This is a genomic window from Pseudomonas sp. GW456-L12 (assembly GCF_059424045.1).
The window spans coordinates 19,077-32,156 of sequence record NZ_JBWKZA010000016.1; the positions used below are offsets into that span (position 1 = coordinate 19,077).

The following is a 13,080-nucleotide window of genomic DNA, read 5'->3' on the forward strand; positions in this document are numbered from 1 at the left end:
TCGGCAGCGGCTACAGGAATTGCGGCGCGATTCAAGAGCCCGACACGGGCTCTGTAGCCGCTGCCGCAGGCTGCGATCGAGTTGGGCGGCGCTCCGTGCGAAGTGCTTGCCGAATCAGGCCACGCGATTCAGGGACGGCGTCAACCCGGGGTCAGGCATTCCGGGGCGTTGAGCTTCGGATCGTTCACCAGGTTGGCCAGCACCCGCTCGCGCAAGGCGGCCGGTGGGCTGGCCAGCAAGGCTTGCAGCACCGGCAACGGTGTATCGGGGTCGAGCCAGGCTTCCTGGCCCTGGGCATCGAGGATCAATGGCCGACGCTGGCTGGCCGCCGGCTGGGTGACCACCGCGGTGCTCAGCCAGACCTGTTCCTGCACCGGATAGGCTTCCCAGATCGCCGCGAAGAACAGCGACGAACCCTCCCCCGGCGTCAGCCAGTACGGGCGTTTGCGGGTGCCGCCGCGCCATTCGTAAAAACCGTTGGCCGGCAGCAGGCAGCGGCGCTGGCGAAAGGCTTCGCGGAACATCGGCTGTTCGGCCAGGGTTTCGGCGCGGGCATGGGCCGGGGTCCGTGACAGATCGGTCAGCCAGGGCGGCGTCAGGCCCCAGCGGGCGCGGGCAAGGTTGCGCTGGCCGTCGCTGCTGCGCAGGATCAGCACCGAATCGTTGGGTGAAATGTTCCACTGCGCCTGCTGGTCCGCCGGAAATCCGGGCAAGGCGGCAAACGCTTGGTTCCAGCGAAACAGGGCATAACGTCCACACATGGGGCAAACAACTCTCGGAAAATCGGCGGCCAGCCTAACAGATCAGCACACCGGCATGATTGGCCGGCTCGTCGCCGGGCATCGGCAGCGCGGCATTGTACGCGGCGATCAGCTCCCGAGCGTATTGCGCCTGGTCGTTATCCACCGCCAGCCCAAGGAGGCCGAACATGGGCAACTCACCGGTACCGCCAAGCAAATCCCGCCCCACCAGATGCGCCTCGACCCCCTCGCTGGCCAGCATGCCCTGGAGCAATTCCGCCTCCAGCAGGTTTTCCGGTTCGTAGATTCGCTGCATAAAGCCCCCCCGTCACTCGTTTTCGCTGCGCACGTCGAGCATCCATTCCTGCCCGTCGGTCTGCAGGGTGAACACAATGGGCCGACAACAGACCGGACAATCCTCGATGTACTGCTGATCGCCCCCGGACAGGTCCAGTACAGCCTCGGCCTCTTCACCACAGTAGGGACATTGATAGCGCTCGGTTTCCAGCATCGCGGCCTCCGGAGTGACTTGTGCGTATAATCGCCGGTCTATTTGCAGGGCTATTGAGATCTGAGCTTACTTTTCAGACCGCGCCCGGCTATTTTTCGATCCAAACCTTTTCTTACCTAGCCGTTTCCAACAAGAGAGCATGATGGGCGAATTCGATGCCATCCGACCTTACGACGACACTGAAGTACCAGCGGTGCTGGCTCGACTGCTCGGCGACAAGGCGTTTCTAGATATCCTCACCCACTTCAGCTTCCCGCGCTTTGCCGGTGCTTTCGGCTGGCTGCTCAAACCCCTTATAGCTCATCGGCTGCGCCGTGAGTTCGCCGCGGTCACTTCGGTGGCGACCCTGCAGGACAAGGTCGAGTTCTACGTCGACCGCACCATCGAGCGGGCCACCGACGGCGTGACCTACACCGGGGTCGAGCAATTCAAGTCCGGCAGCGCCTACCTGTTTATCGCCAACCACCGCGACATCGTGATGGACCCGGCCTTCGTCAATTACGCGGTGTACCACGCCGGGCTGCCGACCCCGCGCATCGCCATCGGCGACAACCTGCTGCAAAAGCCCTTCGTCAGCGACCTGATGCGCCTGAACAAGAGCTTCATCGTGCACCGTTCTATCACCGGACGCCGGGAAAAGATGGCCGCCTACCAGCTGCTGTCGGCCTATATCAACCACTCGATCCGCAACGATTGCGCGTCGATCTGGATCGCCCAGGCCGAAGGCCGGGCCAAGGACGGCGACGACCGTACCGAGTCGGCGATCCTCAAGATGTTCCACATGAGCCGCAAGGACGAGCCGTTCGGCGAGGTCATCCAGTCGCTGAACCTGACCCCGGTGTCGATCAGCTACGAATACGACCCTTGCGATCAGGCCAAGGCCCGCGAGCTGTATATCCGCGCCACCACCGGCAGCTACACCAAGGCCCCGGGCGAGGACGACATCAGCATCGCCAAGGGCATCACCGGCTATAAGGGCCGGGTCCACGTGAACTTCGCCGCGCCGATCAGCGAGCTGTTCGAGGACACCAAGCAATTGGCGGTGGAGATGGACCGGCAGATTCTCGGCGGTTATCGCCTGTTCCCGGTGCATTACCTGGCCTACGCCCAGTGGAGCGATGCCGACCCGGCGCTGCAGGTACCGAGCGCGGCCCAGGTGTTCCCGGCGGACGAACTGGCCAAGGCCCAGGAAGAGTGGCAACGGCGCCTGGACGCCTGCCCGGAGGAACATCGCCCGTACCTGGTGCTGCAATATGCGACACCGGTGCGCAATCAGTATCGGGTCAAGGCGGGACTGGCATTGCCATAACGCTCACCGCACACGACAACGGCGCCAGAAGGCGCCGTTGTCGTTTGTGCAATGTGTGCCGGGAAACGCTGCCGCTCGCGCGAGCGGCCTCGGCTTTCAGAACCGGGTGCTGATCCAGGACACCAGCAACGCCAGCCCCAGGCAGGCAAAACCGAAGCGGTAGAAGAACCGGTTCATGCGCAAGGTCGCGTCGTCCAACGCCTGCGCCGGCAGATCCTGGGAGCGGGATTGGCCCTGGGCGGCCAGATTGGCCAGCGCACGCTGCTCACGACGTCGTGTGGCGTGCAACAACCAGCTACCGGGAAAGGCGAACAGCAAGGCAAGAATATTGATCAGCTTGGCGGGGTGGGCGCTGAACAGCGACCAGATCAGTTGCAGCGACATCACGAACCTCGAATGAAACCGGATAACGAGCCCTGGCGACTCGCGGCGCGGATTTTACCCAAAGGCCCACTTTCTGCCTGGGCTTTCCGACAGATAACAAACCGCCTGCCGGTTAATTCGCCCTGTCATACGTTCGTCATCTAAACAGGCCAGTCTGGCGCCCCTCGAAACCGACACGGAGCTTGTCATGCTGCACGCAGAAAACCAGGACCGCCTCTACCTGATCGCCCCCAGCGACGAACAGGAAGCCTTGGTCGGCGCCCTGGCCTTCAACGTCCAGGACCGCCACTGGCTGGTGTATTGCGCCCTCGGCGGGCACCAGCATGCCGACCTGCCGGAAACCGACCTGCTGACAGGCGTCAGCGTGCTGGATTTTTACGTCGAGGCGGCGTGAGCCCGGACTCGAAACAAATCGACAGCCAATAAAAAGCCCGGCTTCTGTGGAAGCCGGGCTTTTTTATGTACAGCGCCGAAGCCGTCAAGCAAGGCCCTTCGGGCCTTATCGTCCGAACGCGGCCCGAGCCTGCGGCAGCGGCTACCATCATTCGCCGAGAATCTGGCCGATGCTCGGATCCTTGAACAGACGGGTCAAGGCGTCGCTGAGTACGTCGCTGACCAGCTTGGTATTGGTTTCCTGGTTCGGCGCCATGCCGAAACGCTGGTCCAGGGACGCACCGTAGCGACCGCTGTAGCGGCGGTTGGCGTTCTGCACATCGGAACGGAAGGTCGCGCCGATGGTGGCCTCGGTCACGTACAGGCCTTCCTTGGGCGACTGATACTTCAGCTCGGCCAGGGTCACGGTCAGTTGCGGAGCGTTCAGCGCGTTGGCAGTCGGGGTAAAGCCCAGCAGGCGTACCGCGGCTTCGGCCTGGGCCTGCAGCTTCGGCAGGATCTGCGCGCCCTGGACGGTAATCGCGCTGGTTTCAGGGTACAGCCCGCCGCGGGTACCCAGGGTTGGCGACGGACGGCCATCGACCACTTTCACGACCACCGGCTGGCCATGGCCGACCGGCGCGAGCTGAGTGGTGAGCTTCGGTTCCGGGCTGAGTTGTTGCGGGCTATGGGCGCAACCAGCCAGCGTCAAACTGGTCACAGTGATCAAACCGAACAACAGGCGTTGCAACATGCTCATTTCTCCAGGAATCAGGCACAGACAGACGCGCAGTATAGCGGGGGTCAGCGGCCGCTAACCAGCGGCCCGGCGCGAGTCAGTCAGCTCTCATACAGGTTCGGTACAAGGCGCTTGCTGTAACCTCCCCGTCATGGACGTTACATGGCCATGTAACGCCCAGGCGGCATTCTTCATCGCAACGGCCCAACAGGTACATCGCCATGCATTTCCTCTGGTCCTTGTTCGCTCCGCGCCAGAAATACCGCAGCTTCGCCAAGCTCGACCCGCATGGCCGCTGCCAGGCTTTCAAGCACTGCAAAGTGCCGCCAATGGGCGACGGCTGGGTGGAAATCGAGGAAATCCGTCTCAACTGGTTGCACCAGCCGCTACCCGCCAGCGCCCGCGTCAGCCCACGCATTGCCCGCGCCCGGGTACAACCGATGATGGCTACCTGACCAAAAGACTAATAAAAGTCATTAAACAGGATCATTTCCGCGCGTTTCTTCGTTACAATCTCCCCCCGATTATAAGGACGTCTCCTGATCGGGCCTCGCAGCATCGCTGATGCATCAGCTTCAGCTCCCCCGCATTGCCCACAGAGAGCCGCCCACACAGATCGAGTGAAGCCGGCGTGCTTGCTGTTCATCTTGCAAACCACCGCTTTTCGCGCATCTGCAGAGCTGCCATTGCTCGGCCACTAAGCTGTTCGCCCGTTAATGCCACGTGCTCCATGTCGGCATTCACCCCTCGGGCCGGTGCCAGGCTTGGACAGCCCTTTTTTGAGGTTCACGTCTTCAAAAGAGCGTGAAAAAACGGGTTTTCACAACTTCACAAGAGTGTGGCGAGCAAATGAATAGTTTTGCGTCTGTACTGGCACCATTAGCGTCTACAACAGCCCGATTACACAGGACCGAGCACGCCTCAGATACTTGCGCTTGAAGCCTGTCCGCTACGGATTTGGTTGCACAAACGGACTCTTGACCATAAGTCGAATTGCCCGCCCTGCCCTGAAATGCGTTCATACGCGGATCAGGCCCGGTTGGTAGCGTCCGTCGAAGTTGCGAAAAATTGCGAAGATTCGGACATGGCGATCCTGGCCATGAGTGACCCGGGGGCATAACGTGAACCGCCCCTTACTCCTGGCAGCTATGCCGTCAATTTGGTGCTGCAGATTTTGGAGACGCGTTAATGGCGCATAACGAAGCAGTAGACGTCGTATTGGTTGGGGCCGGCATCATGAGTGCCACCCTTGCTGTACTGCTCAAGGAGCTCGACCCCGCGATCAAGCTGGAAGTCGTCGAGCTGATGGATTCGGGGGCCGCGGAAAGCTCCAACCCGTGGAACAACGCCGGTACCGGCCACGCCGGCCTCTGTGAGCTGAACTACACGCCACAGGCCGCCGACGGTTCCGTCGATATCAAGAAAGCCGTGCACATCAATACCCAGTTCGAGGTGTCGAAGCAGTTCTGGTCCTACCTGACCAAGAAAGGCACCTTCGGCTCGTCCAAGTCCTTCATCAGCCCGGTGCCGCACCTGAGCTTCGTTCAGGGCGACAGCGGTGTGTCCTTCCTGAAGAAGCGCTTTGAAGTGCTGAGCAAGCACCACGCTTTCGCGGACATGGAATACACCGAAGACAAGACCAAGATGGCCGAGTGGATGCCGCTGATGATGCCGGGCCGCGCGGCTGACGAAGTCCTCGCCGCCACCCGCGTGATCAACGGCACCGACGTCAACTTCGGCGCCCTGACCAACCAGTTGCTCAAGCACCTGACCAGCGCACCCGATGCCCAGGTCAAGTACTGCAAGCGCGTGACCGGCCTGAAACGCAACAAGGACAACGGCTGGACCGTCAGCATCAAGGACGTCAACAGCGGCAACACTCGTGAAGTCGACGCCAAGTTCGTGTTCCTCGGCGCTGGTGGCGCGGCACTGCCGCTGCTGCAGGCTTCGGGCATCGAGGAAAGCAAAGGCTTCGGCGGCTTCCCGATCAGCGGCCAGTGGCTACGTTGCGACAACCCGGAAGTGGTCAAGCATCACCAGGCCAAGGTCTACAGCCAGGCCGCGGTCGGTTCGCCACCGATGTCCGTGCCGCATCTGGACACCCGCGTGGTCGATGGCAAGAAGTCCCTGCTGTTCGGGCCGTACGCCGGCTTCACCACCAAGTTCCTCAAGCACGGTTCGTTCATGGACCTGCCGATGTCGGTTCGCGCCGGCAACATCGGCCCGATGCTGGCCGTGGCCAAGAACAACATGGACCTGACCAAGTACCTGGTCAGCGAAGTGATGCAGTCCATGGAGCAGCGCCTGGAATCCCTGCGCCGCTTCTACCCGGAAGCCAAGGCCGAAGACTGGCGCCTGGAAGTGGCCGGCCAGCGGGTGCAGATCATCAAGAAGGATCCGAAGAAAGGCGGCGTGCTGCAGTTTGGTACCGAGCTGGTCGCGGCCAAGGACGGCTCCCTCGCCGCCCTGCTCGGCGCTTCGCCAGGCGCTTCGGTGACCGTCTCGATCATGCTGGAACTGATCGAGCGCTGCTTCCCGGCCAAGGCCAGCGGCGAGTGGGCCATTAAGCTCAAGGAAATCTTCCCGGCCCGTGAAAAGGCCCTGGAAACCGACGCCGCGCTGTACCGCAAGATCAACAGCGAGAACAACGTCAGCCTGGAGCTGGTCGAGCAGAGCAGCGAAGCCGAAAGCTACGCTTAAGCCGCGCTCATGAAAAACGCCCCGCTCTCTTGGAGAACGGGGCGTTTTTTTATCGCCGCTTAAACACAACCACAGCCGGGGCGGTGAGTTTTCAGCCGCGGGCTTTTTCGATCAGTTCGATGTAGCCGGCGGCATTGCGCTGGTCCTGGATCAGGGCCACGAAGTCCTTGCCGTGTTCGTCCTTGCCGTCCAGGTCGTAGCCAGCCTCGACGAAGAACACCAGGAAACGCTCGAAATCGTCGATACGCAGGCCACGATAGGCCTTGATCAGCTTGTGCAGGGACGGCGAAGTGGCATCGGCCGGCTCGAAATCGAGGAACAGTTTGATCTGCGCATCGCCGATCTCGTCACCAATCACTTGTTTCTTATCTTTACGCATTGCCGACTCCAGCTCGCAGACATTTCACGGGGCAGGCAGTTTACCCCCAGGCCGCATCGGGCCTCAACGCGAGCGTACGGCGCCGGTGTGCAGATCGGCCCAGATGTGGCCGTTGGCGTAGCTGAGGAACTGGCAATACACCGTGTCGTTGCGCAACAGGTCCATCACTACCCGATACTGGGCCAATGGATAGAACAAGGTGAGGGTCTTGCTCTTGGCGTCGAACTGGGGTTTTTTCAGGCTTTTGCTCTCGCCGTCGAAATTCACCAGCACCTGGCTGATGGTCGCGCCCTTGTTCAGCGGCTTACCCTTGAGCCGGACCAGCAGCGGCGAAGTGACCGGGATCGGTTGCTGGTTGGATTGGCGCTGGCTGCCGATGACCACCGAGTATTCGGTGACCTGCAACAACTGTTGCTGCTCGGGGGCGGCGTCACGCAGGGTCAGGTCATCAGGAGGCAGGAACTGCCCGTGCATGGGCGCCGGGGCGGCGGCCAGGGGCAGGCTCAGGATCAGAACAAAGGCCGCGCAACTGCGAATCAAAAGGCTCATGACAGGCTCCGGACACAAGGCCTGGCACTCTAGCATGGGTCAGCGCAGATTTTTTGCAGCGGCTACAGCTCAAGCGCGAGGATGGCGCTCAGTCGAACTGGGCGCGCATCCAGGCCTGGTATTCAGCCACACCCGGCTCGCCTTCGCGGGGCGCCCAAGCGGCCAGTTCGCCTTCGCCGACCGGACGATAAGGCCCGGCCTTACATTCGAACATCAGGCTATCGGGCTCAAGCACCACCAGGCCGTGGTAGACGCCGACCGGCAGGTCGACGCCCATGCAATCACCACCCGCCTGCAGCACACGCTTGCCCAGCACCTGACCGGCATCGTCGAAAATCAGCAGGCCCAGGCGCCCCTTGAGCACCAGCAGGGTCTCGGCCTTGTCGTCACTCAGGTGGCGATGGGGCGGGATGTAGGTGGATGGCTGCAGCCCCACCGCCATGCGGTGACAAGGCTCTTGCATCTGATGGAAATTGTGGTGATGGCGACCACGGGGGCTGGCCGAGGCTTTTTCGGCCAGTTCGGCAAACAGCGACTGATCCAGATAGCTCGGCTCGCTCATGGCTTACATGCCCTTGACGGCAAAGATGCCGGCAGCGTTACGCCAGTAACCCTTGTAGTCCATGCCGTAACCGAAGATGTAGCGGTCCACGCAGGGCAGGCCGACGTAGTCGGCTTTCAGGTCGGGACGAGCCTTGCGGTCGTGGTCCTTGTCGATCAGCACGGCGGTGTGCACCGCGCGGGCACCGGCGTGTTTGCAGAAGTCGATGATCGCGCCCAGGGTATGCCCCTCGTCGAGGATGTCGTCGATGATCAGCACGTCACGGTCGATGAAGGACACTTCCGGCTTGGACTTCCAGAACAGCTCGCCGCCGCTGGTTTCGTTGCGATAGCGGGTGGCGTGCAGATAGGAAGCTTCCAGCGGGAACTTCAGGTGGGTCAGCAGCTTGCCGGAGAAGATCAGGCCACCGTTCATCACGCAGAAAACCACCGGATTGCGCTCCGCCAGTTGTTCATTGATTTGTGCACCGACTCGGGCGATGGCCGCCTCGACCTCAGCTTCGGTGTACAGGCAGTCAGCCTCGCGCATGATTTGACGGATATGCTCGAGATCAGCGGACATGGCGCTCTCCAGGGGGGTGGCAGTTTCGGAAAAGCGAGCAAAGGTACGCATCCGGCCCGGTCAGATCAAGCGTTTCTGGACTAACGTACTTAGATGTCTATAGGACAACACCCTCGGATAGATTAATCTAGGCCGGTTTTTTTGCCCGCCGCCGGAGCCTTTCCCTATGCCCATCCGTGAGATCCGCCATCCGCTGATCCGACACAAACTTGGCCTTATGCGCCGCGCCGACATTAGCACGAAGAACTTCCGCGAGCTCGCTCAGGAAGTCGGTGCCCTGCTGACGTACGAAGCCACCAAAGACTTGCCGCTCGAATCCTATGAGATTCCGGGCTGGTGCGGCCCCGTCCAGGTCGAGAAGATCGCCGGCAAGAAGATTACCGTGGTGCCGATCCTGCGTGCCGGTATCGGCATGCTCGAAGGCGTGCTCAGCCTGATCCCGGGCGCCAAGGTCAGCGCCGTGGGCGTGGCCCGCAACGAGGAAACCCTGCAGGCGCACACCTACCTGGAAAAACTGGTTCCGGAAATCGACGAACGCCTGGCCATGATCATCGACCCGATGCTCGCCACCGGCAGCTCCATGGTCGCGACCATCGACCTGCTGAAAAAGGCTGGCTGCAAGGACATCCGCGCCATGGTGCTGGTCGCCGCTCCCGAGGGCATCGAAGCCGTCGAGAAAGCGCACCCGGACGTGACCATCTACACCGCATCCATCGATCAGAAACTCAACGAGCACGGCTACATCATTCCGGGCCTGGGCGATGCCGGCGACAAGATCTTCGGCACCAAGCAGAAGGACGCCTGAGCATGCGAGATGAGTTCAACGATCCGCTCTGGCGCCAGGTGCTGTCTGGCGCGCAGATGCTCTTCGTGGCCTTTGGCGCGTTGGTGTTGATGCCGCTGATTACCGGTCTCGACCCCAACGTGGCGCTGTTCACGGCGGGTCTCGGGACTCTGTTGTTCCAGCTCGTGACCGGGCGCCAGGTACCGGTATTCCTGGCCTCCAGCTTTGCCTTCATCACCCCGATCATTCTCGCCAAGGGCCAGTTCGGCCTGGCCGCGACCATGGGCGGGGTGATGGCGGCCGGTTTCGTTTATACCTTCCTGGGCCTGGCGGTGAAGATCAAGGGCACCGGTTTCATCGACCGGCTGCTGCCGCCGGTGGTGATCGGCCCGGTGATCATTTCCATCGGCCTGGCCATGGCGCCGATCGCCGCCAACATGGCGATGGGCAAGGCCGGCGACGGCAGCGAGCTGATTCATTACCAGACGGCGATGATGATCTCGATGCCGGCGCTGCTGACCACCCTGATCGTCGCGGTGTTCGGCAAAGGCATCTTCCGCCTGGTGCCGATTATCTCCGGGGTACTGGTGGGCTTTGCCCTGTCGTTCTACTTCGGTGTGGTCGATACCGCGAAGATCGCCGCGGCGCCCTGGCTGGCCCTGCCGCACTTCACCGCGCCGGAGTTCAACTGGCAGGCGATCCTGTTCATCGTACCTGTGGCCCTGGCACCCGCCATCGAGCACATCGGTGGGGTGATCGCGGTCGGCAGCGTGACCGGTCGCGATTACCTGAAGAAGCCCGGCCTGCATCGCACCCTGTTCGGTGACGGCATCGCCACCACCGCCGCCGGCCTGTTCGGAGGTCCGCCCAATACCACCTACGCCGAAGTGACTGGCGCGGTCATGCTGACCAAGAACTACAACCCGAAAATCATGACCTGGGCGGCGGTCTTCGCCATCAGCCTGGCGTTTATCGGCAAGTTCGGCGCACTGCTGCAAAGCATTCCGGTACCGGTGATGGGCGGGATTCTCTGCCTGTTGTTCGGCTCGATCGCGGCGGTGGGCATGAACACCCTGATCCGTCACAAGATCGACCTGGGCGAAGCCCGCAATCTGGTGATCGTTTCGGTGACCCTGGTGTTCGGGATTGGCGGGGTGTTGATCGGTACCGGTACCGGTCCGGACGACTTCGGCCTGAAAGGGATCGCCCTGTGCGCCGTCGTCGCGATTGCGCTGAACCTGATCCTGCCGGGCAACGATGGCTGGAAGAACAAGAAGGCTGAGGAACCGCTGATCTGAGGATCCGCGTCAGCCGGAAATCCATCGCGGGCAAGCCTCGCTCCTACAGACGGTATTGCCGTAGGAGCAAGACTTGCCCGCGATGCGTTTACAACGCCAAAGGCGCGCGCTCGCACAAGGTGTTCAATGCCTTGGCCCATTGCGGGTCGTCGTTCAGGCACGGCACCAGTACCAACTCCTCCCCTCCCGCTTCGCGGAACTGTTCGCGACCGCGATCACCGATCTCTTCCAGGGTCTCGATGCAGTCGGCGACAAACGCCGGGCACATCACCAGAATCTTCTTCACCCCCTGTCGGGCCAATTCATCCAGGCGTGCCTCGGTGTAGGGTTCGATCCACTTGGCACGCCCCAGACGGGACTGGAACGACACCGACCACTTGCCGTCCGCCAGCCCCATGCGTTCGGCGAATACCCGGGCCGTGCTCAGGCACTGGCCGCGGTAACAGGTCGCGGCCACCTCGGGTGTCGCGTCGCGGCAGCAATCGCCTTCCAGGCTGTGGCCGGGATTGAGCTTTTTCAGGTGCCGCTCGGGCAAGCCATGGAAGCTCAGCAGCAGATGATCGAAGTCCTGCTGCAGGTGCGGCCTGGCACTGGCCACCAGCGCGTCGAGGTACTCCGGCTGATCGTAAAACGGCTGCAGCACCGAAAGCTGCACATCCAGCTTCTTGTCCCGAATCACCCGCCGGGCTTCCTCCACCACCGTGGTCACGGTGCTGTCGGCGAATTGTGGATAGAGCGGCGCCAGGGTGATCTTCTTCTGCCCCTGGGCCACCAGGCGCACTAATGCCGACTCGATGGACGGCTCGCTATAACGCATCGCCAGTTCCACCGGGCCGTGCTTCCACTCCCGCGTCATGGCTTCCTGCAAGCGGCGGCTGAGCACCACCAGCGGCGAACCCTGCTCCCACCAGATCGACGCGTAGGCATGGGCCGATTGCTCCGGACGCTTGATCAGGATCAGCGACACCAGCAGCCGCCGAACCAGCCACGGCAGATCGATCACGTAAGGGTCCATCAGGAATTGATTGAGGTAGCTGCGCACATCCGCCACCGAGGTGGAGGCCGGCGAACCCAGGTTGACCAGGAGCAACGCGTGATCGGTCATGCAACGTCCTATTTCAGAGGCGGCTGGACAGGTCGTCCAGGGCCGCACGCAAATCAGTGAACTGGAAAGTGAATCCGGCGGCCTGCAACCGCGCGGGAACCGCGCGCTGACCACCCAGCAGCAGCAACGACAATTCCCCCAGGCCGACACGCAAGACAAAGGCCGGCACCGGCACTACCGCCGGCCGGTGCAAGACGCTGCCCAGGGTCTTGGCGAACTCGCGATTGCGCACCGGCTTGGGCGCGCAGGCATTATAAGGACCGCTGGCATCACTGCGGTGCAGAAGAAAATCAATCAGGGCGATTTGATCCTTGATATGAATCCACGGCATCCACTGCCGACCGTTGCCGATCGGCCCGCCCAGCGCCAGTTTGAAGGGCAGCAGCAGGCGCGACAAAAAGCCGCCCTCGGCCGCCAGCACCAGGCCCGTGCGAATCAGCACCACACGCAGGCCCATGGCCTCGGCACGCTGCGCGGTCTCCTCCCAGGCGATACACAACTGGCTGGCGAAATCCTCACTGACCGGGGGCGAATCCTCGTTCAGCTCGCGCTCCCCGCCATCGCCATACCAGCCCACGGCCGACCCGGAGATCAGCAACCCGGGCTTCTGCCCCCGGCTTTCCAGCCAGGCCAGCAGCTTTTCCGTCAGGGTAATGCGGCTGCTCCAGAGCAACGCCTTGCGCTTGTGAGTCCAGGGTCGATCGGCGATCGGTGCTCCCGCCAGGTTGATGATGGCGTCGACCGGTTCCTCTGCGAGTTCGTCCAGGCGGGCGATGCCGCGAACCTGAGCGCCGCAGAGTTTGGGCACCTCGGTGGGCCGACGACTCCATACGGTCAACTGATGGCCCTGGGTCAACCAGTGACGGCAGAGCTGACGTCCTATCAAACCAGTACCGCCGGTCAGCAATATGTGCATGACATCTTCCTCGCGTGGCGTTTTACCCGCATCCCTAGTCTATTTTTATAAGCAGGGATCTTTTCAATCGGGCAGGCTCTGTGTTTAACAATAGGACACCCTGTAAAACCGATAACGCCGAAAGTTATACCAAAAAACAAAATTGTACAGATTTTAACGACGGCGTAGTCT

At 61.9% G+C, this 13,080-nt stretch carries 17 protein-coding genes; 6 read left to right on the forward strand and 11 right to left on the reverse strand.

Annotated features, from left to right (window positions below):
- Nucleotides 1–140: 140 nt before the first annotated feature.
- Genes AC07Y9_RS19660 through AC07Y9_RS19670 form a run of 3 tightly spaced genes read right to left on the reverse strand, consistent with a single transcriptional unit; the run spans nt 141 to nt 1,251 of the window.
- The gene (locus AC07Y9_RS19660) at nt 141–761 is read right to left on the reverse strand and encodes an SOS response-associated peptidase (RefSeq protein WP_009045543.1); all 621 of its coding nucleotides are present in this window, start codon (nt 759–761) and stop codon (nt 141–143) included.
- Between the two features lie 34 nt (nt 762–795).
- Nucleotides 796–1,056, reverse strand: coding sequence for a putative signal transducing protein (locus tag AC07Y9_RS19665; protein WP_007928396.1), 261 nt, complete (start codon nt 1,054–1,056; stop codon nt 796–798).
- Between the two features lie 12 nt (nt 1,057–1,068).
- Nucleotides 1,069–1,251, reverse strand: a complete 183-nt coding sequence (locus AC07Y9_RS19670; RefSeq protein WP_007928395.1) for a CPXCG motif-containing cysteine-rich protein — start codon at nt 1,249–1,251, stop codon at nt 1,069–1,071.
- A gap of 142 nt (nt 1,252–1,393) precedes the next feature.
- Here AC07Y9_RS19670 and AC07Y9_RS19675 point away from each other — a divergent pair, with 142 nt between their 5' ends.
- Nucleotides 1,394–2,560: a 1-acyl-sn-glycerol-3-phosphate acyltransferase gene (locus tag AC07Y9_RS19675; RefSeq protein ID WP_007928394.1), complete on the forward strand. Its 1,167-nt coding sequence runs from the start codon at nt 1,394–1,396 to the stop codon at nt 2,558–2,560.
- Nucleotides 2,561–2,656: 96 nt separating this feature from the next.
- Here AC07Y9_RS19675 and AC07Y9_RS19680 read toward each other — a convergent pair whose 3' ends face one another.
- On the reverse strand, nt 2,657–2,944 hold the full coding sequence (locus AC07Y9_RS19680) for a hypothetical protein (protein ID WP_009045546.1): 288 nt from the start codon (nt 2,942–2,944) through the stop codon (nt 2,657–2,659).
- A 187-nt stretch (nt 2,945–3,131) separates the two neighbouring features.
- Between AC07Y9_RS19680 and AC07Y9_RS19685 the strand changes: the two genes are divergently transcribed.
- Nucleotides 3,132–3,338, forward strand: coding sequence for a hypothetical protein (locus AC07Y9_RS19685; protein WP_007928392.1), 207 nt, complete (start codon nt 3,132–3,134; stop codon nt 3,336–3,338).
- 147 nt (nt 3,339–3,485) lie between these two features.
- Here the strand turns inward: AC07Y9_RS19685 and AC07Y9_RS19690 are convergent, their stop codons facing one another.
- On the reverse strand, nt 3,486–4,070 hold the full coding sequence (locus AC07Y9_RS19690; protein WP_009045547.1) for a YajG family lipoprotein: 585 nt from the start codon (nt 4,068–4,070) through the stop codon (nt 3,486–3,488).
- A gap of 206 nt (nt 4,071–4,276) precedes the next feature.
- Here AC07Y9_RS19690 and AC07Y9_RS19695 point away from each other — a divergent pair, with 206 nt between their 5' ends.
- Nucleotides 4,277–4,510, forward strand: a complete 234-nt coding sequence (locus AC07Y9_RS19695; RefSeq protein WP_102679643.1) for a hypothetical protein — start codon at nt 4,277–4,279, stop codon at nt 4,508–4,510.
- A gap of 733 nt (nt 4,511–5,243) precedes the next feature.
- Nucleotides 5,244–6,755, forward strand: coding sequence for a malate dehydrogenase (quinone) (mqo, locus tag AC07Y9_RS19700; protein ID WP_087092025.1), 1,512 nt, complete (start codon nt 5,244–5,246; stop codon nt 6,753–6,755).
- A gap of 91 nt (nt 6,756–6,846) precedes the next feature.
- Here the strand turns inward: mqo and AC07Y9_RS19705 are convergent, their stop codons facing one another.
- From AC07Y9_RS19705 to AC07Y9_RS19720, 4 genes are all read right to left on the reverse strand, one after another.
- Nucleotides 6,847–7,134: a PA4642 family protein gene (locus tag AC07Y9_RS19705; protein ID WP_102679644.1), complete on the reverse strand. Its 288-nt coding sequence runs from the start codon at nt 7,132–7,134 to the stop codon at nt 6,847–6,849.
- Nucleotides 7,135–7,197: 63 nt separating this feature from the next.
- The gene (locus tag AC07Y9_RS19710) at nt 7,198–7,683 is read right to left on the reverse strand and encodes a hypothetical protein (protein WP_087092026.1); all 486 of its coding nucleotides are present in this window, start codon (nt 7,681–7,683) and stop codon (nt 7,198–7,200) included.
- An 88-nt stretch (nt 7,684–7,771) separates the two neighbouring features.
- On the reverse strand, nt 7,772–8,245 hold the full coding sequence (locus AC07Y9_RS19715; protein ID WP_102679645.1) for a WbuC family cupin fold metalloprotein: 474 nt from the start codon (nt 8,243–8,245) through the stop codon (nt 7,772–7,774).
- 3 nt (nt 8,246–8,248) lie between these two features.
- The gene (locus tag AC07Y9_RS19720) at nt 8,249–8,806 is read right to left on the reverse strand and encodes a hypoxanthine-guanine phosphoribosyltransferase (RefSeq protein ID WP_007928381.1); all 558 of its coding nucleotides are present in this window, start codon (nt 8,804–8,806) and stop codon (nt 8,249–8,251) included.
- A 166-nt stretch (nt 8,807–8,972) separates the two neighbouring features.
- Here AC07Y9_RS19720 and upp point away from each other — a divergent pair, with 166 nt between their 5' ends.
- Both upp and AC07Y9_RS19730 read left to right on the forward strand, forming a co-directional pair.
- On the forward strand, nt 8,973–9,611 hold the full coding sequence (gene upp, locus AC07Y9_RS19725) for a uracil phosphoribosyltransferase (protein WP_007928379.1): 639 nt from the start codon (nt 8,973–8,975) through the stop codon (nt 9,609–9,611).
- Nucleotides 9,612–9,613: 2 nt separating this feature from the next.
- Nucleotides 9,614–10,888 carry a uracil-xanthine permease family protein gene (locus tag AC07Y9_RS19730; protein WP_053262590.1) on the forward strand — a complete coding sequence of 425 codons (1,275 nt, stop codon included), beginning with the start codon at nt 9,614–9,616 and terminating at the stop codon, nt 10,886–10,888.
- A gap of 88 nt (nt 10,889–10,976) precedes the next feature.
- Here the strand turns inward: AC07Y9_RS19730 and hemH are convergent, their stop codons facing one another.
- Complete coding sequence (gene hemH / locus AC07Y9_RS19735) at nt 10,977–11,993, reverse strand: ferrochelatase (protein WP_102679646.1); 1,017 nt, start codon at nt 11,991–11,993, stop codon at nt 10,977–10,979.
- Nucleotides 11,994–12,006: 13 nt separating this feature from the next.
- On the reverse strand, nt 12,007–12,909 hold the full coding sequence (locus AC07Y9_RS19740) for a TIGR01777 family oxidoreductase (protein ID WP_101339072.1): 903 nt from the start codon (nt 12,907–12,909) through the stop codon (nt 12,007–12,009).
- Nucleotides 12,910–13,080 lie beyond the last annotated feature (171 nt).

What these genes read in the sequence shown, in the direction of transcription:
- AC07Y9_RS19660 (WP_009045543.1), bottom strand. Translation starts at nt 761, where the DNA reads ATGTGTGGACGTTATGCCCTGTTTCGCTGGAACCAAGCGTTTGCCGCC.
- AC07Y9_RS19665 (WP_007928396.1), bottom strand. Translation starts at nt 1,056, where the DNA reads ATGCAGCGAATCTACGAACCGGAAAACCTGCTGGAGGCGGAATTGCTC.
- AC07Y9_RS19670 (WP_007928395.1), bottom strand. Translation starts at nt 1,251, where the DNA reads ATGCTGGAAACCGAGCGCTATCAATGTCCCTACTGTGGTGAAGAGGCC.
- AC07Y9_RS19675 (WP_007928394.1), top strand. Translation starts at nt 1,394, where the DNA reads ATGGGCGAATTCGATGCCATCCGACCTTACGACGACACTGAAGTACCA.
- AC07Y9_RS19680 (WP_009045546.1), bottom strand. Translation starts at nt 2,944, where the DNA reads ATGTCGCTGCAACTGATCTGGTCGCTGTTCAGCGCCCACCCCGCCAAG.
- AC07Y9_RS19685 (WP_007928392.1), top strand. Translation starts at nt 3,132, where the DNA reads ATGCTGCACGCAGAAAACCAGGACCGCCTCTACCTGATCGCCCCCAGC.
- AC07Y9_RS19690 (WP_009045547.1), bottom strand. Translation starts at nt 4,070, where the DNA reads ATGTTGCAACGCCTGTTGTTCGGTTTGATCACTGTGACCAGTTTGACG.
- AC07Y9_RS19695 (WP_102679643.1), top strand. Translation starts at nt 4,277, where the DNA reads ATGCATTTCCTCTGGTCCTTGTTCGCTCCGCGCCAGAAATACCGCAGC.
- mqo (WP_087092025.1), top strand. Translation starts at nt 5,244, where the DNA reads ATGGCGCATAACGAAGCAGTAGACGTCGTATTGGTTGGGGCCGGCATC.
- AC07Y9_RS19705 (WP_102679644.1), bottom strand. Translation starts at nt 7,134, where the DNA reads ATGCGTAAAGATAAGAAACAAGTGATTGGTGACGAGATCGGCGATGCG.
- AC07Y9_RS19710 (WP_087092026.1), bottom strand. Translation starts at nt 7,683, where the DNA reads ATGAGCCTTTTGATTCGCAGTTGCGCGGCCTTTGTTCTGATCCTGAGC.
- AC07Y9_RS19715 (WP_102679645.1), bottom strand. Translation starts at nt 8,245, where the DNA reads ATGAGCGAGCCGAGCTATCTGGATCAGTCGCTGTTTGCCGAACTGGCC.
- AC07Y9_RS19720 (WP_007928381.1), bottom strand. Translation starts at nt 8,806, where the DNA reads ATGTCCGCTGATCTCGAGCATATCCGTCAAATCATGCGCGAGGCTGAC.
- upp (WP_007928379.1), top strand. Translation starts at nt 8,973, where the DNA reads ATGCCCATCCGTGAGATCCGCCATCCGCTGATCCGACACAAACTTGGC.
- AC07Y9_RS19730 (WP_053262590.1), top strand. Translation starts at nt 9,614, where the DNA reads ATGCGAGATGAGTTCAACGATCCGCTCTGGCGCCAGGTGCTGTCTGGC.
- hemH (WP_102679646.1), bottom strand. Translation starts at nt 11,993, where the DNA reads ATGACCGATCACGCGTTGCTCCTGGTCAACCTGGGTTCGCCGGCCTCC.
- AC07Y9_RS19740 (WP_101339072.1), bottom strand. Translation starts at nt 12,909, where the DNA reads ATGCACATATTGCTGACCGGCGGTACTGGTTTGATAGGACGTCAGCTC.